This window comes from Pseudomonas sp. 20-5, assembly GCF_056782835.1.
Genome location: NZ_CM165584.1, coordinates 4,197,633 through 4,221,210, shown reverse-complemented (window position 1 = coordinate 4,221,210; position 23,578 = coordinate 4,197,633). Strand labels below are relative to the sequence as shown.

19 protein-coding genes are annotated in these 23,578 nt (G+C 66.5%); 7 read left to right on the top strand and 12 right to left on the bottom strand.

Annotated elements, in window-relative coordinates; genetic code table 11:
• Window positions 1-62 precede the first annotated feature (62 nt).
• The 3 genes from AC1RB9_RS19385 to AC1RB9_RS19375 form a co-directional block, all read right to left on the bottom strand.
• The gene (locus AC1RB9_RS19385) at window positions 63-2,126 is read right to left on the bottom strand and encodes a right-handed parallel beta-helix repeat-containing protein (RefSeq protein WP_023086479.1); all 2,064 of its coding nucleotides are present in this window, start codon (window positions 2,124-2,126) and stop codon (window positions 63-65) included.
• 10 nt (window positions 2,127-2,136) lie between these two features.
• A complete protein-coding gene (locus AC1RB9_RS19380; RefSeq protein WP_003449350.1) occupies window positions 2,137-2,304 on the bottom strand; it encodes a hypothetical protein in 168 nt (55 codons plus the stop codon).
• A gap of 167 nt (window positions 2,305-2,471) precedes the next feature.
• Complete coding sequence (locus AC1RB9_RS19375; protein ID WP_003086723.1) at window positions 2,472-2,786, bottom strand: LasR-specific antiactivator QslA; 315 nt, start codon at window positions 2,784-2,786, stop codon at window positions 2,472-2,474.
• Between the two features lie 1,041 nt (window positions 2,787-3,827).
• Between AC1RB9_RS19375 and aprX the strand changes: the two genes are divergently transcribed.
• The 6 genes from aprX to aprI all read left to right on the top strand — a co-directional run bounded on the left by aprX (window position 3,828) and on the right by aprI (window position 12,124).
• Window positions 3,828-5,072 (top strand): type I secretion system-dependent protein AprX, encoded by a 1,245-nt coding sequence (gene aprX / locus AC1RB9_RS19370; protein ID WP_003449353.1) that lies wholly within the window; start codon window positions 3,828-3,830, stop codon window positions 5,070-5,072.
• 86 nt (window positions 5,073-5,158) lie between these two features.
• Window positions 5,159-6,940 (top strand): alkaline protease secretion ATP-binding protein AprD, encoded by a 1,782-nt coding sequence (gene aprD / locus AC1RB9_RS19365; protein WP_003105063.1) that lies wholly within the window; start codon window positions 5,159-5,161, stop codon window positions 6,938-6,940.
• Window positions 6,937-8,235 carry an alkaline protease secretion protein AprE gene (aprE, locus tag AC1RB9_RS19360; protein ID WP_003082540.1) on the top strand — a complete coding sequence of 433 codons (1,299 nt, stop codon included), beginning with the start codon at window positions 6,937-6,939 and terminating at the stop codon, window positions 8,233-8,235. Before aprD ends, aprE begins: the two co-directional genes overlap by 4 nt.
• A gap of 3 nt (window positions 8,236-8,238) precedes the next feature.
• Window positions 8,239-9,684 carry an alkaline protease secretion protein AprF gene (gene aprF / locus AC1RB9_RS19355; protein WP_003110827.1) on the top strand — a complete coding sequence of 482 codons (1,446 nt, stop codon included), beginning with the start codon at window positions 8,239-8,241 and terminating at the stop codon, window positions 9,682-9,684.
• Between the two features lie 358 nt (window positions 9,685-10,042).
• Entirely contained in the window at window positions 10,043-11,482 is a 1,440-nt protein-coding gene (gene aprA, locus AC1RB9_RS19350; RefSeq protein ID WP_003082542.1) for a serralysin family metalloprotease AprA, read from the top strand.
• A gap of 246 nt (window positions 11,483-11,728) precedes the next feature.
• Window positions 11,729-12,124 carry an alkaline proteinase inhibitor AprI gene (gene aprI / locus AC1RB9_RS19345; protein WP_003082543.1) on the top strand — a complete coding sequence of 132 codons (396 nt, stop codon included), beginning with the start codon at window positions 11,729-11,731 and terminating at the stop codon, window positions 12,122-12,124.
• A gap of 12 nt (window positions 12,125-12,136) precedes the next feature.
• Here the strand turns inward: aprI and AC1RB9_RS19340 are convergent, their stop codons facing one another.
• Window positions 12,137-13,762, bottom strand: coding sequence for a methyl-accepting chemotaxis protein (locus AC1RB9_RS19340; RefSeq protein ID WP_003449370.1), 1,626 nt, complete (start codon window positions 13,760-13,762; stop codon window positions 12,137-12,139).
• Between the two features lie 239 nt (window positions 13,763-14,001).
• On the opposite strand from AC1RB9_RS19340, the gene lhpD reads away from it, so the two are divergent.
• Entirely contained in the window at window positions 14,002-15,006 is a 1,005-nt protein-coding gene (lhpD, locus tag AC1RB9_RS19335) for a bifunctional delta(1)-pyrroline-2-carboxylate/delta(1)-piperideine-2-carboxylate reductase (protein ID WP_003082545.1), read from the top strand.
• Window positions 15,007-15,109: 103 nt separating this feature from the next.
• Here the strand turns inward: lhpD and AC1RB9_RS19330 are convergent, their stop codons facing one another.
• From AC1RB9_RS19330 to AC1RB9_RS19295, 8 genes are all read right to left on the bottom strand, one after another.
• The gene (locus AC1RB9_RS19330; RefSeq protein ID WP_003449377.1) at window positions 15,110-16,690 is read right to left on the bottom strand and encodes an aldehyde dehydrogenase (NADP(+)); all 1,581 of its coding nucleotides are present in this window, start codon (window positions 16,688-16,690) and stop codon (window positions 15,110-15,112) included.
• A gap of 92 nt (window positions 16,691-16,782) precedes the next feature.
• A complete protein-coding gene (locus tag AC1RB9_RS19325; protein WP_003449378.1) occupies window positions 16,783-17,700 on the bottom strand; it encodes a dihydrodipicolinate synthase family protein in 918 nt (305 codons plus the stop codon).
• A 150-nt stretch (window positions 17,701-17,850) separates the two neighbouring features.
• Window positions 17,851-18,885, bottom strand: coding sequence for a trans-3-hydroxy-L-proline dehydratase (locus AC1RB9_RS19320; protein WP_003082552.1), 1,035 nt, complete (start codon window positions 18,883-18,885; stop codon window positions 17,851-17,853).
• Between the two features lie 25 nt (window positions 18,886-18,910).
• On the bottom strand, window positions 18,911-19,633 hold the full coding sequence (locus AC1RB9_RS19315; protein WP_003082555.1) for an amino acid ABC transporter ATP-binding protein: 723 nt from the start codon (window positions 19,631-19,633) through the stop codon (window positions 18,911-18,913).
• Entirely contained in the window at window positions 19,630-20,274 is a 645-nt protein-coding gene (locus tag AC1RB9_RS19310; protein ID WP_003449379.1) for an amino acid ABC transporter permease, read from the bottom strand. The genes AC1RB9_RS19315 and AC1RB9_RS19310 overlap by 4 nt, the downstream gene beginning before the upstream one ends.
• A 10-nt stretch (window positions 20,275-20,284) precedes the next feature.
• On the bottom strand, window positions 20,285-20,950 hold the full coding sequence (locus AC1RB9_RS19305; RefSeq protein ID WP_003082559.1) for an amino acid ABC transporter permease: 666 nt from the start codon (window positions 20,948-20,950) through the stop codon (window positions 20,285-20,287).
• Entirely contained in the window at window positions 20,950-22,692 is a 1,743-nt protein-coding gene (gene lhpI / locus AC1RB9_RS19300; RefSeq protein ID WP_003449380.1) for a cis-3-hydroxy-L-proline dehydratase, read from the bottom strand. The genes AC1RB9_RS19305 and lhpI overlap by 1 nt, the downstream gene beginning before the upstream one ends.
• 58 nt (window positions 22,693-22,750) lie before the next feature.
• Window positions 22,751-23,572, bottom strand: coding sequence for an ABC transporter substrate-binding protein (locus AC1RB9_RS19295; protein ID WP_003082561.1), 822 nt, complete (start codon window positions 23,570-23,572; stop codon window positions 22,751-22,753).
• Between the last annotated feature and the right edge of the window lie 6 nt (window positions 23,573-23,578).

Here is a 23,578-nt window from a genome sequence, read left to right as displayed (position 1 = left end):
ACGGCGGATTATGCCTTAACCGGCCAGAACTGTCAGGCCGAGGCAGAAGCCCCGGCCCGATCTCACTTGAGCAGCCAACTGGAACCGTTGCTCTTCAATTCCGCATACTGCCCAGGCGTGAGCGTCAGCGTCGTGCCGTTGTTCGTGTACGTGCCGTAGGTACTCGCTGTGATCGCGCCAGCTGCCGGCGTGACGGCCACATTTCCGCTAGAGGCGTTGCGGATCATGTACGTCGTGCCGATAGTGAGGGCGGCCTCGGGCAGGGGAAACGCACCGGCAACAGCTGCTTCAATATGTTGTCCGGCATATTCGAAAGCGTCTGTACCTGGGGCCGTCGATAGCGTGACAACTGGCGGAGTGTCCCATGTGATACCGCCAACAACTTTCACGCGCATCCGCTCGACAGATGGATAACCATGGCGATTCACGCGCACGTTTCGGATATTCGCAATGACTGGAGCATTTGTAGCCCCTAGACACCACACAGGGCGCACCATCTGCAAATTATCGTTAAATACAGTGAACCCGTTTATATCGAAATTCCCCTTGGATTCGACAACCTCCAGACTGTCAGTGGAATCCAGCCAAACACCGCACCGATTTATATTGCCAGTAGCTCCAGCAAAATTAAGATTTCTCGCCGAAGCGTTATTAACAATAACAGCGGCATTCTTTGCGCTCCAATTTCCGAATCGAATGGCCGACCCAAATGGCTGCTCAATATGTGGATTATGAATAACAATTTCCCCATACATATTTAACGATGGAGTCTTGCCCCCACCATATACGAACCCGATTCCACCCCCTTTTGCACCATACTGTGTGGCTGAACCATTACGATAGGACTGGAACCCGTAGACTCGAACCGAGATTGCAGAGTCCGTGTTTGGTATTGTGAACTGCAAGCCAAAACCCGCATTGCCCTGAGCCGAGCACCCGTACATATTGATATCTTCAAAATAGTAACCGGAACCTTCGTTAGGCTCTATATCAAATCCAGCCCACGGGCCGTTTGCAGAGGCTCCCATTCCATTTGTATTCGTATTTGTCGACCGGCACTTAGTCAGAGTTGCACGCTTGGCGTTAACAATTGAAACGCCATTCCGGCCGTTATAGTTGCAGAGAACACGCTCTAAATTTATATCTTCACAGGGAAGCCCTACATTACCAGTTAATGCAGCGCCATCACCAGAAAATGCGTTTATCGATAAATCCTGAACAAGTACATTTTTTGAACCATAGAGAAACAGACCATAGCGTCCCTCTCCGCTAGTTGCCTCGTTCTTCTGACCATTGATCTGCATTCCGTTTCCGCGGATATAGACGTTTGTCTGGCTGGCAATAGCGATGAACGGGGCGTTGTCACCGATTACTGTTCCTGGCTCTTGAAGAACTACCGTCCGACTGGTCGCCCCTATAATCTGGTTCGAACCGATCACGAATGGCGCTGTGCGAATCGTCCCCGGCGGCAGCACGGCGACTGCACCAATGTTGGCGCCATCGCCCTCGTTTGACCGAGTTTCGCGGAGCAGCATCGCGAGCGGTGCCGTACCAAGCTCACCTTCGACCCAGCCGAAGTACTCCAGCCGCACAGCGTTGTTCTCGATCCGGCGAACGAATGCACCGCTCGCCGACGGCTCCGTCTCGCCGACGCCGGCGAGATAGTCTGCTAGGCCAGGCTGGGCGGTGTATGCAGGGACCGTCGGACTGATTACCGTTCCGCCATTGTGCATTGATCGAGGCATCAACGGGTCCCAGACGAATACGCCGCCACCGGTTGTAATGCCTGGGCGATGCTCACGAACATGGTACGTATGAGTCGTTTTCCGAGGCGATCCGACGAGATCGGCAAGTGACTCAACTACAACTGCGGACCGGCCGACAACCGCCGCGCCAAGCGCCAGGTCGGTCTCATTGACCAGCTCAGCGCGTAGCGCGCGATCAACCTGGTTCACAAGTAGCGGCTCGTCGGTAGCCCAGTTCCCGCTCAGGCTGACCGGGAAATCTGCTGGCAGTTGAACGCTATACAGGTTCCCGTCACGCTGAATCAGTTGAGTCGGGCGATCAACAATCAGCGGAGAGCCGTCGACATATTCAAGGAAAGCCTGGTTCGAATCCTTGAGCATCCAGCCAGTCTTAGAACTGTTCCGCATATCCTTTCATCGTTGGGCGCATAACGCCGAAACGATCACTCCACGTGGTGTTTACTCGGTCGTTCATCGCCGCGTCGAAGTTCTCGGCGTTATCGTACAGATCAGGCGGGTCTTTGGAGCCAAGCGGGTTACCGGTGGCGTATGTAGTCATGCAAGTTCTCCGGGCATGAGAAAGCCCACTCTATGGCGGGTTATGGTTTTCGTGTGGTGTTCCCCACATGCGTGGGGATGAACCGTAGAAGTACGCTCGCGCAGCGGCATGGATAGAGCAGTCCCATAGGGCGAACGACGCCACCGGCGTCATTCGCCATGGTCGGGTCAACCGGAACGTCGAGCGGCTACCAGGCGCTGCTGCAGGCGCGTCAGGAAGGCCACTTCGAAGGCGGTCTTCTGCATCGGTGTGGGCAGGCTGTCGCGGCCGAAGGCGAAGGCGGTCCAGAGCTGGCCTTCGATCTGGTCGGCAAGCCAGTTCTCGGCCTGGCGGACGCCCTTGTCGATGGCGGGCTGGGCGGGAACCGGCCAGAGCAGGGAGAGACCGGGTTGCCGGTCGGCGGGGGGAATCTCGACCATCAGGTCCTTGTAGCGTTCGATGATTGCGTCGACGTGGGTCTTTTCCTTTTCATCCTTCGTCATGCTGGGTACTCCGTTTCTGAGAGTCACATGACCTGCCGCCTTCGCTGTCAATCGATGGAGGCAGGATCGCGCAGGGTTGACAGACCGGGAAACGGAACCGGCAGACCACGAGGGTCTCCCCACGCGATCCGCCATGAAGGCCCGCAGTTGGAAAACTGCGGTCGAGCCGATGCCTGCAAAAGCATTCGCTGCTTTCGCATGCACCGCTCGGCGCATCGCGCCGTCTCTTCGGGCTGTCAAACCCGGTCACGGATTTGGCCGTGACGGGCGCAGGATAGGGGCAGGCAAGGCGGGGAGCAAGGGCGGGAATGGGTGACGGCAGAGGCTATCGGCAGGCAAGGCGTTGGCTGAAGCGATTCATGGAAATAACCCGGCGTTGGGAGCGCGCCGTTAATCATCGTTTACCAGGAGAAAACAATCCGCCTGGACTGTTCGATTCAATATTTTGTGATGCGCTTCACGCAATAAGAGTATTCCTTATGAGCCACGCAAAAGTGTCATTCGCTTCTTCGAAGAGGGCGCTGCCGAAGTTGCACGCTAGTTGGGCACGCCGCGAGGGCGGCTTGGCACTTTGGTGCATAAGGATATAACCCTTTCTTCATTTCTGATTTTCGTCAGAGTTCGTGCCGGGGCGACCGTCCGTCATTCGATATTAATTAAAAGCGTCAATAATCCGTTTAGGAATCAGGGGCTTGGAAATCCACCTGGCAGAACTGACAGGTCGGTATGCCCAACCAAAGTATTGAACTGATTTAAGTGGTGGTACAAATTTGCCTTTCCCATGTTAGTCCTACTTAACAGGCGAAGCGGTGGAGAGCGCTCTGTTGCGGGCTGCTCGGGATTAAATGGGTTTCGCCCTCGGGGGCTCCTGTCTTCCAATAAAAACAAGTTGTCGCCAGGCCTGATGAACTTTCAGGTACCCGCGTTCCGTTTTCTCGCGGAACTCACTGACTGCGCTTAACCGCGTGACCGGTTCGGTCGGTAAACAGCGACCTGCGCCGGAAACGCGATAACCGAGACAACTCAATCGAGGAACAGAAGATGGGATTATTCAATGCAGCCGCGAACCTGTTCGGCCAGGTCTACGAGCGTGCGACGCAGGTGGCCGCCACCGCCGTCACGGCGGTGGCGGACGTGGCCAGGACATTGGTGGGCTCCACCGTCGACGCCGTGGAGCAGCAGGTGCACGAAGCGCTGACATCGGTGCATGACGCCGTTGCCAGCGTGGAGCAGGCGCTGGAGGGTACGGTCGGCGCGGTGGCCGGCACGCTCGGCGAGATCGCCGGCGACGCCCTCGACACCGTAGGCTCCGCGGTCGGCACGCTGGGCGGGCTGGCCGGCAACTCGCTGGCGATCGCTGACGACTTGTTGCACGGGCGCGTCGAGCCGGAGGATTACCTGAAGCTGGTCGGTGACCTGGGGCAGGGCGTCGGTGCCACCGTCGGCCATGCCTGGGAATTCGGCAGCGACAGCCTGAAGGCCGCCAACGATCTCTACCACGCCGCCTACCAGGGTGGCTCGCTAAGCCTCGGCAATAGCGACGGCCTGCTCGGGGTCAATGTGATCGGCTCGCTGCTCGGCGGCAATCACGACCAGGGCGTGATTCCCGATAGCCGCGGCATCCTCGGCCCGCTGCCGATCAACGTCTCCTTCACCGAGCAAGGCCTGACCTTCGGCGGCGAGACGCCGCTGACTCCGCTGGTCACCGCAGCCCTGGCGCTGAATCCGATCACCGCGCCGCTGGTGCCGGTGCTGGCGCCGCTCAACCTCGGCGGCCTGGGAGTGGTCGGCTCGGTCGACAAGGAAGGCTTCAGCGCCAAGTTCTACGGTATCGCCGGACCCAGCTACAACCTCGGCGTGGCCAATCTCGGCGGCACCCTGGAGCTGGGTAGCTACAACGAGGTCAAGCTGCTGAGCTGGAACGAGGTGACCCTCAAGGACCTGCCCATCGTCGGCGGCATCCTCGGCTACGTGCCGGTGGTCAAGGACATCGGTGTCTCGCTGCCGACGCTGGACCTGCACTTCGACAGCAAGCTGTATGCGCAAACGATTGCCGGTGTCAATGTCGCCGGGGTCGGGCCGAAGGGCCAGATCGAGCTGGTGCATGACCTCGACAATGACCTGTCGATCGTCGCCGGTATCGCCGGGGATACCGCGCACAGCGCACTGGACGGGGCCGGCAAGGTGCTCGCGGCGCTGCTCGGCCACGGCGACGAAGCGGCGCCGCCGACAATCCAGCTGATCGGCGCCGACCCGGCGCCGGAGCATCAGGCCCTGGCCGCCTGACGGCGAGGGAACGCCCGGCACAGGGAGGTGCCATCCGGGCTCATTCGGGATTCCAGCGGCAGTCGTGGCAGAAGTGAGCGCGCTCGATGGCAAGGCTCGGTTCCAGCGTTACCAACGAAATCAAACAGGCCCTGGCGGCCAGCCGCGGCGCATTGCGCAGCGTGGCGGCGTTCTCCGGGGTGATCAACCTGCTGATGCTGGTGCCCTCGCTGTACATGCTGCAGGTGTACGACCGCGTGCTGTCCTCGGCCAACGAAGTCACCCTGTTGATGCTGACCCTGATGGCGCTTGGCGTGTTCGTCTTCATGGGCGCGCTGGAGGCGCTGCGCAGCTTCGTCCTGGTGCGGGTCAGCGAACGCTTCGACGGCCAGTTGCACGGGCGGATCTACGCCGCCGCCTTCGAACGCAACCTGCGCGCCGGCGGCCAGGAGGCCAGCCAGGCGCTGCACGACCTGACCACCCTGCGCCAGTTCATCACCGGCCAGGCGCTGTTCGCCTTCTTCGACGCACCCTGGTTCCCGGTCTACCTGCTGGTGATCTTCCTCTTCGACCCCTGGCTCGGCCTGCTCTCGCTGGTCGGCGCGCTGGCCCTGATGGCCCTCGCCTGGTTCAACGAACGCGCCACCCGTGCGCCGCTGGCCAAGGCCGGCGAGTTGTCGATCAAGTCCGGCCAACTGGCCAGCAACAACCTGCGCAACGCCGAGGTGATCGAGGCGATGGGCATGCTCGGCAGCATGCGCGGGCGCTGGGAACGGCTGCACCAGGCGTTCCTCGACCAGCAGAGCCTGGCCAGCGAGCGCGCGGCGCGGATCAACGCGCTGAGCAAATACCTGCGCATCGCCCTGCAATCCCTGGTGCTCGGCCTCGGCGCCTGGCTGGCGGTGGAGGGACGCATCACCCCGGGGATGATGATCGCCGGCTCGATCCTGATGGGCCGTGCGCTGGGGCCCATCGACCAACTGATCGGCGTGTGGAAGCAGTGGGGCGCGGCGCGCGATGCCTATCGCCGGCTGAGCGGCCTGCTCGACGAATTCCCCGCCCGCGAGCGGCGCATGGAATTGCCCGAGCCGCGTGGCCACCTGCTGCTGGAATCGCTGGACGCGGCGCCGCCCGGCAGCGAGGCGCGCACCCTGCGTGGTCTGACCCTGGCGATCCCGGCCGGCTCGGTGGTCGGCGTGATCGGTCCGTCCGGCTCCGGCAAGTCGAGCCTGGCGCGGGTAGTGCTGGGCATCTGGCCGACCCTGCACGGCAGCGTGCGCCTGGACGGCGCCGAGATCCGCCAGTACGAGCGCGAGACCCTCGGCCCGCGCATCGGCTACCTGCCGCAGGACATCGAACTGTTCGCCGGCACGGTGGCGGAAAACATCGCCCGCTTCGGCGAGGTGCAGGCCGACAAGGTGGTGGAGGCGGCGCGCCTGGCCGGGGTCCATGAACTGGTCCTGCGCCTGCCGCAGGGCTACGACACCGTGCTCGGCGTCGGCGGCGCCGGGCTTTCCGGCGGCCAGCGCCAGCGCATCGCCCTGGCCCGGGCGCTGTACGGCGCGCCGACCCTGGTGGTGCTCGACGAACCCAACTCGAACCTCGACGACAGCGGCGAGCAGGCGCTGCTGGCGGCGATCCAGGCGCTTAAGGCGCGTAGCTGCACGGTGCTGCTGATCACCCACCGGGCCGGCGTGCTGGGTTGCGCCGACCGCCTGCTGGCGCTGAACGCCGGCCAGTTGCACCTGTACGGCGAGCGCGACCAGGTGCTCGCCGCCTTGAACAACCAGCGCGCCGCGTCGGCGTCGCAGCAGCGCGCGGACTACCGGGTGGCCGGCTACGGCGCGCCGCAGGTGGTGGCCGCGCCGCGCCAGGGAGGTGTGGAATGACCCGCACGGTGAAACGCGACGAGAACGCCTATGCGCGACTGGGCTGGCTGCTGGTCCTGTTCGGCTTCGGCGGCGCGCTGCTCTGGGCCGCCTTCGCGCCGCTCGACCAGGGCGTGGCGGTGCCGGCCACGGTGATCATCTCCGGCCAGCGCAAGTCGGTGCAGCATCCGCTGGGCGGGGTGGTCAAGCACATCCTGGTGCGCGACGGCCAGCATGTGGAGGCGGGCGAGCCGCTGATCCGCATGGAACCGACCCAGGCCCGGGCCAACGTCGATTCGCTGCTCAACCGGTACGCCAACGCGCGGCTCAACCAGGCGCGCCTGCAGGCCGAATACGACGGCCGGCGGACCCTGGAGATGCCCGCGGGGCTGGCCGAGCAGGCCCCGCTGCCGACCCTCGGCGAGCGCCTGGAGTTGCAGCGGCAGTTGCTGCACAGCCGCCAGACCGCGCTGGCCAACGAACTCTCCGCATTGCGGGCGAACATCGAGGGGCTGCGCGCCCAGCTCGAAGGGTTGCGCCAGACCGAGGGCAACCAGCGCCTGCAACAACGCCTGTTGAACAGCCAGTTGAGCGGTGCGCGCGACCTCGCCGAGGAAGGCTACATGCCGCGCAACCAGTTGCTCGAACAGGAGCGCCAACTGGCCGAGGTGAACGCCCGGCTATCGGAGAGCAGCGGTCGCTTCGGGCAGATCCGCCAGAGCATCGCCGAGGCGCAGATGCGCATCGCCCAACGCGAGGAGGAGTACCGCAAGGAAGTCAACGGGCAACTGGCGGAAACCCAGGTCAATGCGCGGACGCTCTGGGAGGAGCTGTCCTCGGCGCGCTACGAACTGCGCCACGCCGAGATCCGCGCGCCGGTCAGCGGCTACGTGGCCGGCTTGAAGGTGTTCACCGATGGCGGGGTGATCGGCCCCGGCGAATTGCTGATGTACATCGTGCCCAACAGCGACAGCCTGGAAGTGGAGGGCCAGCTCGCGGTGAACCTGGTCGACCGGATCCACAGCGGGCTGCCGGTGGAGATGCTGTTCACCGCCTTCAACCAGAGCAAGACCCCGCGGGTCACCGGCGAGGTGACCATGGTCAGCGCCGACCGCCTGCTCGACGAGCAGAACAAGCAGCCCTACTACGCGCTGCGCGCCCAGGTCGACGCGGCCGCGATGGGTAAGCTGAAGGGCCTGCAGATCCGCCCGGGGATGGCGGTGCAGGTGTTCGTCCGCACCGGCGAGCGCTCGCTGCTCAATTACCTGTTCAAGCCCCTGTTCGACCGCGCCCACGTGGCGCTGGCGGAGAACTGACCGATGACCATGCGCCGCCTGATGACCTGGCTGTTCGGCGCCTTCCTGTTGCTGCTGCGCGAGGACGCCTTCGCCCTCGGCCTGCTGGACGGCTATCACCTGGCCCTGGAGAACGACCCGCAGTTCCAGGCCGCGATCCAGGAGCACGAGGCCGGCAGGCAATACCGTGCGCTCGGCCGCGCGGCGCTGCTGCCGCGCCTGGTGTACAGCTACAACCGTGGGCGCAGCTGGTCCGATGTGACCCAGACCACCACCCGCGGCGATTTCAAGGAAGACCGCGACTACGACAGCTACGTCTCCACCCTCAGCCTGCAACAGCCGTTGTTCGACTACGAGGCCTTCAGCCGCTACCGCAAGGGCGTGGCCCAGGCGCTGCTGTCCGACGAGCGCTTCCGCAGCCAGAGCCAGGAACTGCTGGTCCGGGTCCTGGAAGCCTATACCGGCGCGCTGCTGGCCCAGGACCAGATCGAACTGGCGCGGGCGCAGAAACGCTCCTACCGCGAGCAGTTCCAGCTCAACCAGCGCCAGTTCGAGCGCGGCAACGGCACCCGCACCGACACCCTGGAGACCCAGGCCCGCTTCAACCTGGCCCAGGCCCAGGAAATCGAGGCGCGGGACAGCCAGGATGCCGCCCTGCGCGAGCTGGAGCGGCTGGTCGGGGCGCCGCTGGAGATCGCCGACCTGGCGCCGCTCGGCGAACGCTTCCAGGTGCGCCCGCTGAGCCCCGCCAGCTACACCGCCTGGCGCGACCTGGCGCTGGCCGAGAATCCCGAGCTGGCCTCGCTGCGCCACGCGGTGGACGTGGCCCGCTACGAGGTCGAGCAGAACCGCGCCGACTTCCTGCCGCGCCTGGGCCTGTACGCCAGCACCGGCAAGTCCAAGTCCGGTTCGGAGAACACCTACAACCAGCGCTACGAGACCGACAGCGTCGGCATCCAGTTGAGCGTTCCGCTGTTCTCCGGCGGCGAGACCCTGGCGGCGACGCGCCAGGCCACGCATCGCATGGAGAAGAGCCATTACGACCTGGACGACAAGGTCCGCGAGACCCTCAACCAGGTGCGCAAGATGTACAACCAGAGCAGCAGCAGCGCGGCGAAGATCCGCGCCTACGAGATGACCGTGGATTCGGCGCGGACGCTGGTGATGGCCACGCGCAAGAGCATCGCCGCCGGGGTGCGGGTCAACCTCGACCTGCTGAACGCCGAGCAGGCGCTGTACAGCGCGATGAACGAGCTGTCCAAGGCCAAGTACGACTACCTCACGGCCTGGGCACGCCTGCGTTTCTACGCCGGGGTGCTGGACGAAGCCGACCTGGAACTGGTGGCGGCGAACTTCGTTTCCGGCGAGACGCCGGCGCGCCGCCGCGACTGCGCGACGACGGATTGCCCGGCGCCGCTGCACACCCTGTCGAAGACCGATACGGAGGAAAACCGGAGCGCGCTCAATTGAGACCGCGAAGGACGTGCAGGCAATTGTTCGCCTGGCGTGAAGTCGATGTCCCGGGCGGGTCGACAGAGGTCGAACAATACGCATGGAATTGTTTTTTCAATAAGGCGCTATTTATATGAAACGGTTTTTATAATATTCCAGTGTCTTCGGTAGTTTATCTTTCCTGCATGATTTCATATATGCGGAATTCGTTCGTGCATATGCTTTAAGTGCAGCTTAATTTTTTTCGTGAAACCTGTGGACATTGGAAAATGAGCTGTGTCAGTTTGGACTTCGGCCTGATCTGGCCGATAACTGCAATTATCCATCCGATAATTGTATCCGAGTTATTTCCTTTACAACTTAAAGGGATATGACAATGTCCAGCAATTCTCTTGCATTGAAAGGTCGTAGCGATGCGTATACCCAGGTAGACAACTTCCTGCATGCCTATGCGCGGGGCGGGGACGAATTGGTCAATGGCCATCCGTCCTATACCGTCGACCAGGCGGCGGAGCAGATCCTCCGCGAACAGGCGTCTTGGCAGAAAGCGCCGGGCGACTCGGTGCTGACCCTGTCCTATTCGTTCCTGACCAAACCGAACGACTTCTTCAATACGCCGTGGAAGTATGTCAGCGATATCTACTCGCTGGGCAAGTTCAGCGCCTTTTCCGCGCAGCAGCAGGCCCAGGCCAAGTTGTCGCTGCAATCCTGGTCGGACGTCACCAATATCCACTTCGTCGATGCCGGCCAGGGCGATCAGGGCGACCTGACCTTCGGCAACTTCAGCAGTAGTGTCGGCGGTGCGGCGTTCGCCTTCCTGCCGGATGTACCGGATGCGCTCAAGGGGCAATCCTGGTACCTGATCAACAGCAGCTACAGCGCCAACGTCAATCCGGCCAACGGCAACTACGGACGCCAGACCCTGACCCACGAGATCGGCCATACCCTGGGCCTGAGCCACCCCGGCGACTACAACGCCGGCGAGGGCGATCCCACCTACGCCGACGCTACCTACGCCGAGGACACCCGCGCCTATTCGGTGATGAGCTACTGGGAAGAGCAGAACACCGGCCAGGACTTCAAGGGCGCCTATTCCTCGGCACCGCTGCTGGACGACATCGCGGCGATCCAGAAGCTCTACGGGGCCAACCTGACCACCCGCACCGGCGACACGGTGTACGGCTTCAACTCCAACACCGAGCGCGACTTCTACAGCGCCACCTCGTCCAGTTCCAAGCTGGTGTTCTCGGTGTGGGACGCCGGCGGCAACGACACCCTGGACTTCTCCGGCTTCAGCCAGAACCAGAAGATCAACCTCAACGAGAAGGCGCTGTCCGATGTCGGCGGGTTGAAGGGCAATGTGTCGATCGCTGCCGGGGTCACCGTGGAAAACGCCATCGGCGGCTCGGGTAGCGACCTGTTGATCGGCAACGACGTGGCCAACGTGCTCAAGGGCGGCGCCGGCAACGACATCCTCTACGGCGGCCTCGGCGCGGACCAGTTGTGGGGCGGCGCGGGGGCCGACACCTTCGTCTACGGCGATATCGCCGAGTCCTCCGCGGCGGCGCCGGATACCCTGCGCGACTTCGTCAGCGGCCAGGACAAGATCGACCTGTCCGGGCTGGATGCCTTCGTCAACGGCGGGCTGGTGCTGCAATACGTCGACGCCTTCGCCGGCAAGGCCGGCCAGGCGATCCTGTCCTACGACGCGGCGAGCAAGGCCGGCAGCCTGGCGATCGACTTCAGCGGGGACGCCCATGCCGATTTCGCGATCAATCTGATCGGCCAGGCGACCCAGGCCGACATCGTCGTCTGACGCGCTGAAGCGGGCGCGGTTCGGTGCGGCGGTACGAACCGCGGCCCTTCGGCCGGCCGGGCACTGTTCGAATTGATAGGTGTCTTCCACAGGAGCGAAGTTGTGAACTGTGGCGCGCCCGTCGGCCGGCGGCCTGGCGGACGAACGGAGGCCCGCGGCGCCTGGCGCGCGCTGGCGTTCGAAGCGAGGATGGCGGGCGGCGTTCGCCGTGTTATCCGATGTTCCAGGCTTGAAGGAGATCTCTCGATGTCGGCAAGCGCGAAGCTCTCCAGGATGGTTTGCTTGCTCTGCGGTTTTTTCAGCACAGGTATCAGTATGGCCAGCAGTCTGATTCTTCTCAGCGCTTCCGATCTCGCCGGGCAATGGACCCTGCAGCAGGACGAGGCGCCCGCGATCTGCCACCTGGAGCTGCGCGACAGCGAAGTGGCGGAAGCCAGTGGCTACGACCTGGGCGGCGATACCGCCTGCCTCACGCGCTGGCTGCCCAGCGAGCCGCGCGCCTGGAGGCCTACCCCGGCCGGGATCGCGCTGCTCGAACGCGGCGGCCTGACCCTGATGCTCCTCGGTCGCCAGGGCGAGGGCGACTACCGGGTGCAGAAGGGCGACGGCGGGCAGTTGGTGCTGCGCCGCGCGACGCCCTAGCTCGCCTGCGGGTCAGACCACGAAGCGACCGATCATGCCCTTGAGGTCGTTGGCCAGGCGCGACAGCTCGTGGCTGGCGCCGCGGGTCTGCTCGGCGCCCTGGGTGGTCTGTACGGCAACGTCGCGGATGTTCACCAGGTTGCGGTCGACCTCGCGGGCGACGTGGGCCTGCTCTTCGGCAGCGCTGGCGATCACCAGGGTGCGCTCGTTGATCCGCGTGGCGTGCTCGGCGATCTCGCCCAGGGCGTGGTCGGCGGCCTCGGCCTCGTCGAGCATCTGCCGGGCGCGCTGGTCGTTCTCGCGCATCGCGGACACCGCGGTGTCGGTGCCCTCGCGGACGCTGGCGATCATGCCTTCGATCTCATGGGTCGATTGCTGGGTGCGGTGGGCGAGGGCGCGCACCTCGTCGGCGACCACCGCGAATCCGCGGCCCTGCTCGCCGGCGCGGGCGGCCTCGATGGCGGCATTGAGGGCGAGGAGGTTGGTCTGCTCGGCGATGGCGCGGATCACGTCGAGCACCTTGCCGATGTCCTGCGCCTGGCTGGCCAGGCCTTCCACCAGGCGCGCGGTCTGGCCGATCTCGGCGTTCATCTGGCGGATCGAGCGGACGGTCTGTCCGACCCGTGCGCGGCCGTTGCCGGCGGCCCGTTCCGAGAGACTGGAGGCCTCGGCGGTGGAGCTGGCGTTGCGCGCGACCTCCTCGACCGCCGCGCTCATTTCGTTGACCGCGGTGGCGGCCATCTCGATCTCATCGTTCTGCCGGGCCAGCGACCGGTTGCCTTCCTCGGTCACCGCGTTCAGTTGCTCGGCAGCGGCGGCCAGCAGCGCGGCGGAATCGCCGATCTGCTCGATGGTGTCGTGCAGGCTGGCCTGCATGCTGCGCATGGCCTTCATCAGTTGCGCCGGCTCGTCGTCGCCCTCGCTGGCGATCTCGCCGGTCAGGTCGCGGGCCGCGATGCGGTCGGCGCAGGACACCGCCTGGCGGATCGGCACGACGATGCTGCGGGTCAGCAGCCAGGCGATCGTCACGCTGGCCGCCAGGGCCACCAGCAGCACCGCGAGGATCGCGGTGGAGGCCCGGGAGTAGACATCGGTGGCTTCGGCGGTGGAGGCGCGGGCGGCCTCGCGGTCGAGGGCGATGAGTTGCTTCAGGGTCCGCTGCACCTGCTCGTAGCGCTGCAACTGGGCCCCGCCCATCAGCACGCTGGCTTCGTCGGTACGGTTGTCACGGGACAGCGCGAGCAGGGCGGCGTGTCCTTCGAGGTATTCCTGCTGGCGCTGGACGAACTGGTCGAGCAACGCGCGCTCCTCGTCCAGGACCAGCAAGGGGCGGTATTCCCTTTCCACCCTGGCGAGGGTAGCGATGACCTCGTCCATCCGTTGTTCCTGCTGGCGCATGCGCGTGGCGTCGTGCAGCAGCACGTGGTTCATCTCGCCGAGGCGCAGTTCGCTCATCAGGCCGCTGAGCTGGGCCGAGGCTTCGACGCTGGGCAGCCAGACCTCGCCGATATCCTTGGCGGCGCGGTTCAGCGAACCCATGCGGTTGTGCGCGAAGAGGCCGAGCGCCACCAGCAGCGAGGCGAGGATGGCGAAGCCGATGACGGCGCGTGGGGTGATGGCGATACGACGAAGAAGCATGGGGTGGTCTCCGACCGGGCTGTGGGAAGGTGCTTGGTCCTGTAGCGGGGCGCGGAAGGGTTTCTTGATGGTCTGCGGGGCTATTTGGAATTGCCTTACATGATTGCTAGGAATTTTCTGTAAGTTTTCGATGTGCTCGAGCCGGTTGTGCCGTTTTCGGCATGCTCCGGGTCGATTGAGGTCAAGAGAAGGCTGTCGCGGCAGGCCACCCTAGGGATTGGTCGAACAAGGAGAAGCCCGTGATCCGAATGACGCTGGACGAGGTCCGCGAGCTGGCCGTGCGCATCCTGCGCCGGCACGCTTTCAGCGAAGCCCATGTACAGGCGGTGGCCGATACCCTGGTGGCGGGGGAGCGTGACGAATGCGCGTCCCACGGTATCTGGCGGTTGCTCGGCTGCATCGCCACCCTGAAGGCCGGCAAGGTATCCGCCGACGCCGAGCCGGAACTGCACGACATCGCTCCCGGCCTGCTGCGGGTCGACGCCCATGGCGGGTTCTCCCAGTGCGCATTCCGGCTGGGGCTGCCGCATCTGCTGGAGAAGGCCCGCAGCCAGGGTATCGCGGCGATGGCGGTAAACCGCTGTGTGCATTTCTCCGCGCTATGGGTTGAGGTCGAGGCACTCACCGAGGCGGGCCTGGTGGCCCTGGCGACCACGCCGAGTCATGCCTGGGTGGCGCCGGCGGGCGGACGCAAGCCGATCTTCGGCACCAACCCGATCGCCTTTGGCTGGCCGCGTCCGGACGGCCCGCCGTTCGTCTTCGACTTCGCCACCAGCGCCGTGGCGCGTGGCGAGATCCAGTTGCACGAACGCGCCGGCAAGCCGATCCCGCTGGGCTGGGGGGTGGACGAGCAGGGCGAGCCGACCACCGATGCCAGCGCCGCGTTGCGAGGCGCCATGCTCACTTTCGGCGGGCACAAGGGCTCGGCCCTGGCGGCGATGGTCGAACTGCTCGCCGGTCCGCTGATCGGCGACCTGACCAGTGCCGAGTCGCTGGCCTACGACGAGGGCAGCCGTTCTTCTCCCTACGGTGGCGAACTGCTGATCGCCATCGATCCGCGGCGCATGCTCGGCGCCTCGGCGGAGGAGCACCTGGCGCGCGCCGAGACGCTGTTCGAAGGCATCGTCGAACAGGGCGCGCGCTTGCCCTCGCAGCGACGCTTCGAAGCGCGCGAACGCAGCGCCAGGGACGGTGTGACGATTCCCGAGGCGTTGCACCGGGAGCTGCTGGCGTTGCTGGAGTGAGCGCAAGGCGAGGGGCCGACCGGACAGCGTGGCGCAACGAGGACGACTGCGTAGGGCGGATAGCGCCAACGGCGCTATCCGCCATCCAGGCTCCCAGGCGTGCTCAATCCAGCGCCTCGCGCGTGCTCCGGCCATCGACCAGGCGCAGCAGGCCCAGCGGGTTGGCGTTCTTCAGGGCGTCCGGGAGCAGGCTGTCGGGGTAGTCCTGGTAGCACAGCGGGCGCAGGAAACGCTCGATGGCCAGGGTTCCCACCGAGGTGCCGCGAGCGTCGGAGGTGGCCGGGTAGGGGCCGCCGTGGACCATGGCGTCGCACACCTCGACGCCGGTCGGATAGCCGTTGAATAGCAGGCGCCCGGCCTTGCGTTCGAGCAGCGGGACCAGCCCGGCGAACGCCGCGAGGTCGTCCGCTTCGCCGATCAGGGTCGCCGACAACTGGCCGTGCAGGTTGTCCAGCGCGCGGGCAAGCTGTTCCTCGTCGGCCGCCTCGACGACCACGGTGGCCGGGCCGAACACCTCTTCCTGGAGCAGTTCGTCGCCTTCCAGCAACAGGCCCACGTCGGCCTTGAACAACTGCGGATGGGCCTGCCGCCCTTCCTGTGGCGCGCCGGCCAGGCGCCGGATGCTGGGGTGGCGCTCCAGGCGTTGCAGTCCTTCGACATAGCTGCGCAAGGTGCCGGCGTTGAGCATGCTCTGTGCCGGCCTGGCGGCCAGTGCCTCGCCCAGGGCCGCGACGAAGGCGTCGAAGCCGGGGGAGCGCAGGCCAAGCACCAGGCCCGGCTTGGTGCAGAACTGGCCGCAGCCGAGCGTCACCGAGGCGGCTAGCTCCTCCGCCACCTGCCGGCCGCGCCGGCGCAGGGCTTCGGGGAGCACCACCAGCGGATTGATGCTGCTCATCTCGGCGAACACCGGGATCGGCTGCGGCCGCGCCGCTGCCAGGTCGCACAGTGCGCGCCCGCCCTTGAGCGAACCGGTGAAGCCGACCGCGCGGATGGCCGGATGGCGCACCAGCGCCTCGCCGACGCCGCTGCCGTAGACCATGTTGAATACCCCGGCCGGCATGCCGCTGTCGGCCGCCGCCTGGAGGATCGCGTCGGCCACGCATTCGGCTGTGGCCATGTGTCCGCCGTGTGCCTTGACCACCACCGGGCAGCCGGCGGCCAGGGCGGCGGCGCTGTCGCCGCCGGCGGTGGAAAAGGCCAGCGGGAAGTTGCTGGCACCGAACACCGCCACCGGGCCGAGACCGATTCGCCACTGGCGCAGGTCGGGGCGCGGCGGGGTACGCCCGGGTTGTCCACGGTCGATGCGCGCGCCGTGGAAGTCGCCACGCCGCAGGACTTCGGCGAACAGCCGCAACTGGTTGGCGGTACGTATCCGTTCGCCCTGGATGCGTGCGGCGGGCAGCGCGGTCTCGCGACGGACCAGGGCGACGAAGTCGTCGCCCAGGGCGTCGAGGCGCGAGGCGATCGCCTCGAGGAATCCGGCGCGGCGCGTGGCGGACAGTTGCCGGTAGTGTGGATAGGCGCGTTCGGCGGCGCGGGCGGCGGCGTCGACCTCCGCCTCGGTGGCCTGGACGAAGGCGTAGGGCAGCGCTTCGCCGCTGTCGGCGTCGAGGCTGCGCAGGATGAGGTTGCCGGCGGCGCTGCGAGCGCCGCCGACATAGTTGTGACCGAGGATGCTGGGCATGGGGCCTCCCAGGGGACGGTGGACGGAATGCTCTGCCGCTGGCCCTCGCCGGCCGCTCCCCGGGGAGCGAGGCGGCGAGGGCGGGGCGTCGGCTACAAGCCGACGTCCGGCAGCGCCGGCCGGCTGGCCAGGGCCTTGGCCATGATCCGCTCGACGTGCTCGCGATCGGCGCCGCGCAGGGCCAGGCGCGGTGGACGGGTGAGGGCGCTGCCGCGACCGGCGAGTTGCTCGCAGAGCTTGATGCACTGCACCAGGTCGGGACGGGCGTCGAGATGGAGGATCGGCATCAGCCACTCGTAGATCGGCATCGCCTCGGCGAAGCGCCCGGCCCTGGCCAGGCGGAAGATGGTCTCGCCTTCCTTCGGGAACACGTTGGACATTCCCGAGATCCAGCCCTGGGCACCCACCGCCACGCTTTCCAGGACCACGTCGTCGAGGCCGGCGAAGAGGATGAAGCGCTCGCCCACCTGGTTGCGTACGTCGATGAAGCGGCGGGTGTCGCCGGAGCTGTCCTTGAAGCAGACGATGTTCTCGCAGTCGGCCAGGGAAACCAGGATGTCCGGGGTGACGTCGTTCCGGTAGATCGGCGGGTTGTTGTAGACCATCACCGGCAGGTCGGTGCCGCTGGCCACGCTGCGGAAATGCTCGGCGGTCTCGTGCGGCTTGGAGGAATAGACCAGCGCCGGCATCACCATGATGCCGTCGACGCCGGCCCGCTCCACCGCCTTGGCCACCTTCGCCGCGCCGGCGCTGGTGAACTCGGCGATCCCGCAGATCACCGGCACGCGGCCGCCGGAGGCATCCTTGGCGACCTCGGTGACGGCCATCTTCTCCTCGATGGTCAGCGAGGTGTTCTCGCCGACGCTGCCGCATACCACCAGCCCGGACACGCCGTCGCGCACCAGGTTGGAGATGACCGTGTGGGTTTCCTCCAGGTTCACCGAGAAATCGGCGTTGAATTGGGTGGTGACCGCGGGGAATACGCCGCTCCAGTTGACGTGCTTGCTCATGGTTTCTCCTTTGTTCGTATTTCGTATACGAATTCAATCGGACCGCTGCGGTCCGAGTCACAGGGCGACGGCAGCGTTCGCCGTCGTGGGCGATCCGGTACGCGCCGGATCGGTTTCCGCCCGGCCGCTGCCTGCGGTCGGGCGGGGTGGTCAGCAGTGGCCGCCGGGCCAGGTGTCGGACAGCCGATAGCCTTGCGGCCAGGGATCGTCCGGGTCGAGCAGGTACTGGTGGATGCCGGTGATCCAGGCCCGCCCGGACAGGCACGGGAGGATCGCCGGACGGCCGCCGAGTTCGGTCAGCGACTCGATGTGGCAGTGGAATTCCGAACCGATGATGGAGCGCCCGACGAAGCGTTCGCCGACCCGCAGCTGGCCTTTCGCCTGGAGCACCGCCATCCGCGCCGAGCAGCCGGTGCCGCAGGGCGAGCGGTCGATCTTGCCGGGGCGGATGACCACCGCGTTGCTCGCGCCGAGGACACCGTCGCGGCGCTCCGGCGGCGCGGCCAGCTGGCAGAAGGACAGATGGTCCCAGTCCGGGTTGGTCGGGTGGCGGAAGCCCAGTTGTTCGTTGGCCGCGTGGGTGATCTTCAAGCCGGTGGCGACCAGCTCGGCGGCCTCGTCGGCGCGCAGGGCGAAGCCCAGGCGCCGGGCGTCGGCGATGACGAAGCTGTCGCCGCCGTAGGCGGTGTCGACCTGTAGCGAGCCGAGGCCCTCGACTTCGATCCAGGCGTCGAGGCGGTCGGCGAACGACGGCACGTTGCGGATTTCCACCCGCTCGGCCTTGCCGTCGCGGCATTCCGCGCGGGCCTCGATCAGCCCGCCCGGCGCTTCCAGCAGCAGCCGGGTCAGCGGTTCGCGCATCGGCAGGATGCCGCTGTCGAGCAGTACGGTGGCCACGCACAGCGAATTGGAACCGGACATCGGCGGGGTGTCGGCCGGCTCCATGATGATCCAGCCCATCTGCGCGCGCGGGTCCTTGGCCGGCACCAGCAGATTGGCGTGGCGGAACACTCCGCCGCGCGGTTCGTTGAGGACGAAGTTGCGCAGGTCCTGGTCTCTGGCGATCCAGCGCGACTGTTCCCAGAGGGTGGCGCCGGGCGGCGCGGCGACGCCGCCGACGATCACGTCGCCGACCTCGCCTTCGGCATGGCAACTGACGATGTGGACGATCCGCTGCGAACGCATGGCTATCTCCTGTGCGGGGGCGGGCTCAGAGCACCGAGCGGAGGAATTCCACCGTCTCCGGCCGCTGCGGGTTGCCGATCACCTGGTCGGGGGTGCCGATCTCGTGGACCAGGCCATTGCGGAAGAACGCCACCCGGTCGGACACGTCGCGGGCGAAGCGGATCTCGTGGGTGACCAGCACCATGGTCATGCCTTCCTCGGCGAGCAGGCGCATGGTGTCCAGCACCTCGCCGACCAACTGCGGGTCGAGCGCCGAGGTGGCTTCGTCGAACAGCATGTAGTCCGGCGACATCGCCAGCGCCCGGGCGATCGCCATGCGCTGTTGCTGGCCGCCGGAAAGGCGCTGGGGGAAGACCTTGAGCTTGTCGCCGAGACCGACGTGGGTGAGTTGCTTCAGCGCCATCGCCTCGGCTTCGGCGCGGCTCTTGCCGAGCACCTTGCGCGGCGCGAGCATGACGTTTTCCAGCACGGTCAGGTGGGGGAAGGCGTTCCACTGCTGGAAGACGATGCCGATCTTCCGCCGCAGGCGGTTGAGGTCGGTACCGCGGGCATGCACGTCGATGCCGTCGACGCGGATGCTGCCGCGCTGGATCGGCTCCAGGCCGTTGATGCACATCAGCAGGGTCGACTTGCCGGAACCGGAGCCGCCGATGATCGACAGCACCTCGCCCTTGTCCACCCTCAGGTCGACACCCTTGACCACCTCGAACTGGCCGTAGGCCTTGTGCACGTCGCTGATCTCGATCATTGCTGCCATCTCCGTTCCAGCCGGGCGCCGAGTCGCGCGATCACCCAGCTCATGAGGTAATAGACGAGCCCCGCGATGCAGAGCACGAAGAGCGGTTCCTGGATGCGCGTGACGATGGTCTGCGAGGCGCGCAGCAGTTCGACGATGCCGATCCAGAGCACCAGCGAGGTGTCCTTCATCACCGACAGGGTCAGGTTGACCCAACCGGGGAAGGCCACCCGGGCGGCCATCGGCAGGACGATGTGGAACAGGTCCTGGCGATAGCTCAGGCCCAGCGAACGCGCCGCCCGGCGCACGCTCGGCGGTACCGAGAGGACGCCGCCGCGGACCACCTCGGTGCAGTAGGCGGCGGCGTACACGCCGAGCACCAGGCAGGCCACGGCGAAGGCGCTCCAGTCGAGGCCGAGGATGCTCTTGAAGGAATTGAGCAGGACGAACTGGATCAGCAGCGGCACGCTGCGGAATACGTCGAGCAGCGCCGCCAGCGGCAGGCTGGCGCGTGGCAGCAGGGCGCGGAGCAGGCCGAAGACGACACCCAGCAGGGTGCCGATCAGCATCGCCATGGCGGTGATGGCGAGGGTGGTCCAGGCGCCTTGCAGGAGGAACAGCAGGTCGTTGGCGGTGAGGCTGGTGGTGAACACGGCATTCCCCTCAGTAACGGAACAGGCGCCAGCCCAGCAGGCGGGCGGCCAGCACCAGCAGCTTGGCCATGGCGAAGTAGAGGACGGCGGCCAGGGCGAAGTATTCGAAGGTGCGGAAGGTCTTGACGTTGAGTGCCTGGGTGACGCCGGTGAGGTCGTCGGTCAGGCCCACCACCACGCCGAGGGAGGTCATCAGCATGGCCCAGACCAACTGGTTGGTCAGCGGGTAGAACACCACCCGCAGCAGCTGCGGGATCACCACCAGGCGATAGGCCTGCGGCGCGCTCATGCCCAGCGAGCGGGCCGCCCGCAACTGGGTCTCGGGCACCGCCTGGAGGCCGCCGCGGAAGGTCTCGGCGAGGTAGCCGGCGTTGTTGAAGGTGACCCCGGCGAGCAGGGCGAACCAGGAACTGACGTGCAGGCCGAAGGAGCCCAGGCCGAAGTAGAGGATGTAGATCTGGAACAGCGCCGGGGTATTCCGCGCGATGGAGATCCAGGCTCCGGCGGCGGCGCGCAGCGGGCGGTTGCCGCCGAGCCGGGCGAAGGCCAGGAGCAGGGCGATGAGGATGCCGAAGAGCATCGACAGCGCGGTGACCTGGAGCGTCACCAGGCTGCCGGCGAGCATCTCCGGCAGGGCGTTGAACGCCGAGCGCCAGTGGAAGGTGTAGTCGAACATCAGCAGTCCTCGCTCAACCAGGCGGGCAGCCCGGCGGGGGCCCGCCCGCCGACGGCGGCCTCGACGCAGCCGGCGAGGCCGGCGAAGCGCACCTGGCGGCCGACCAGTCCGGGGGCGTAGTGGGCATACTTGGCGGAGTTGGTCATCAGGGTGCGCGCGCCCGGCGGCACCAGCGGTTCGTCGAGCATGCACCAGCAGGTGTCGGTGACCAGCCGCGCGCCGAACGCCTGCAGCGTCGCCAGGTGCCCGGCCGCTTCGGCCTGGGCGACGACCTGCCGGCTGCTGGTGATCACCAGCGCTACCTCCGGGTGTCTGCGGCGGCCGTGGCAGAGCGCGGCGAGCTGGGCGAATTCGCTGGCGGAGAAGTGCGGGTTGCCCAGCGCCACCAGGTCGATCCGCGTCTCGCCGGCGCTGTCCAGCTCGCGCCAGGCGTCGCGCAGGCGCTCGCGTCCGACCCGCAGGGTCCGCCGCGGCGCGCGGCCGCCGAAGGCGCTGGCCAGGTCAGGGGCTTCCGGGGTGACGCCGATGACGTGGAACATCGGCACCGAGGAACTGGTGCCCAGCGCCGCGCCGAAGGCCTTGAGCGCGTCGTGGTCCGGCTGCCGCTGCCGCAGGCCGTCGATCGCCGGGATCTGCCCGTCGCAGAGCAGGCCGCAGAGGTAGCCGAGGGTCGGGTAGAAGGCATCGTCGACGCTGCCGAGGTCTTCCACTTCGATCAGTACCCGCGCCTGGCGCTGCTCGTCGAGGTGGCAGCCGGCCAGCGGCGCGCGACCGGTGAGGGCGCAGCAGATATCCATGAAGTCGGCGTACTTGTTGGTGCGTGCGCCGAGCACGCTGTTGGCGAAGAGCACCGCGTTGGACTCGGCCCAGACGATCTGTTCGCCGGCCCGCGCGCTGTCGTCGAGCAGGTAGGGCGCGCAGGTGAAGCTGGGCTGCGCGCCCATGTCGAGATAGGCCTGGGCCAGGGCCGCGGCTGGCTCGCCGAGGGCGGCGGGTACGCCCTGTTCGCGCCAGCGGCGCTGGTCCACGGAGATGGCGTTGAGGGTGGTCGGTACCCGCACCCGGGCACCGAGGTCGCGCAGGGTCTCGGCGAAGCGCAGGCCGGCCGGGCCGGTGTAGATGCAAGCGTCGATGTGCGCGCGCTGGATGTCGATCAGCCGTTGCGCGCCCTGCAACGCCGCCATGCGCAGGACGATGCGCATCGCCAGGCGTGCGGCTTCGCCGTGTTCGCCGGCGAGCAGGGCCTGGTCGAAGGCGTCCAGTCGCGGGCCGGCATCGGTCGCCAGCGCTTCGGCGGGTCGGGCCTCCAGCGGCGGCGGGGCATCGCGGTGGAGTTCCAGGCGTCCGTCGGCCAGGCGCGCCCAGGGATAGGCGGTGAGTTCGTCGAAGCGCTCGCCGAGACAGGCGATGGGTAGCGAGCGGCCGAACAGTTCCTCGGCGACGATCGCGCCGAGGGCGAGGATTTCGTCCGGTTCGCGCAGGAGGATCGCCGCCGGCGCACGTCCGCCGAGGATCAGTTCCAGCAGTACGCTGCTGCCGGTACAGGAGCCGCGCCCACCGGGAATCGCCAGCAGCCTGCCGTGTAGATGGCGGCCGCTGAGCGGGTGGTGACGGTCGATCACTTCCGCGCTGCGCGGGTCGACGCCGCCCCAGAAGCTCAGGCCGGTCGGGGCGTACAGCAGTTCGCCGGACGCGCTGCCGGCGACCAGGGTACGGGGAACGATGAGGTGTGCGTGCTTCATCGGCGCATCCAGGACGGGGGGAAACGGCGCGGCCCGGCGGCGGACCGCGCCCTCGGCTTCAGCGGTAGACCGCGCTGGTGGTCAGCTCCGGCGCCGTGCCGCCGACCCATTTCTGCGCCAGCTCGGCGTAGCGGCCGGTGCGCACCTGCTGGTTGATGAACAGGTTCAGGTAGTTGAGCAGGCCGTATTCGTTGCGCTTGGCGCCGAGGGCCACGTAGTCGATGTCATAGGGCGCGTCGCCGGCGATCTTCAGGCCCTTGTACTTGCCCGACTTGATCCACGAGGCGGCGACGGTGGAAGAGACGACCGTGGCGTCGATATGCCCCTGGCTGATCGCCAGGGCGGTGTCGGCCTCGGACTGGTAGGCGCGGAAGCTGCCCTTGGCGTCGCCCCAGGCCTTGCTGTCCTTCTCCAGGGCCAGCGCCTCGAAGGTGCCAGCGGTGCCGCCGACCGGGCGGCCCTTGAGGTCCTCGTAGCTGGCGATGCCGGTGTCCTCGCGGGTCAGTACCACCTTGACGAAGGCGAAGTAGGGGATGCTCATGCCGATGGTCTTGGCCCGCTCCAGGGTGTCCGAGGTGGATGCGACGATCACGTCGGCGCGACCCGACACCAGCGCCGGGATGCGGTCGGGAAAGGGCGTCTCGACGATCTCCGCCTTGACGTCCAGGGCCTTCGCCAGGTCGTTGCAGTAATCGACGTCGAAGCCCACCGGGTTGTTCTGTGCATCGCGCGAGCCCATCGGCGGAAAGTCCAGGGTGACGGCGCAGCGCAGCTTGCCGGACTCGATGATGTCGTCGAGCTTGTCGGCCTGGGCGAGACCGGCGAGGGAACAGCCCAGGGCAGCGGTGAGGGCTAGGGCAAGGGTCTTCTTGGTATTCATGGGGGC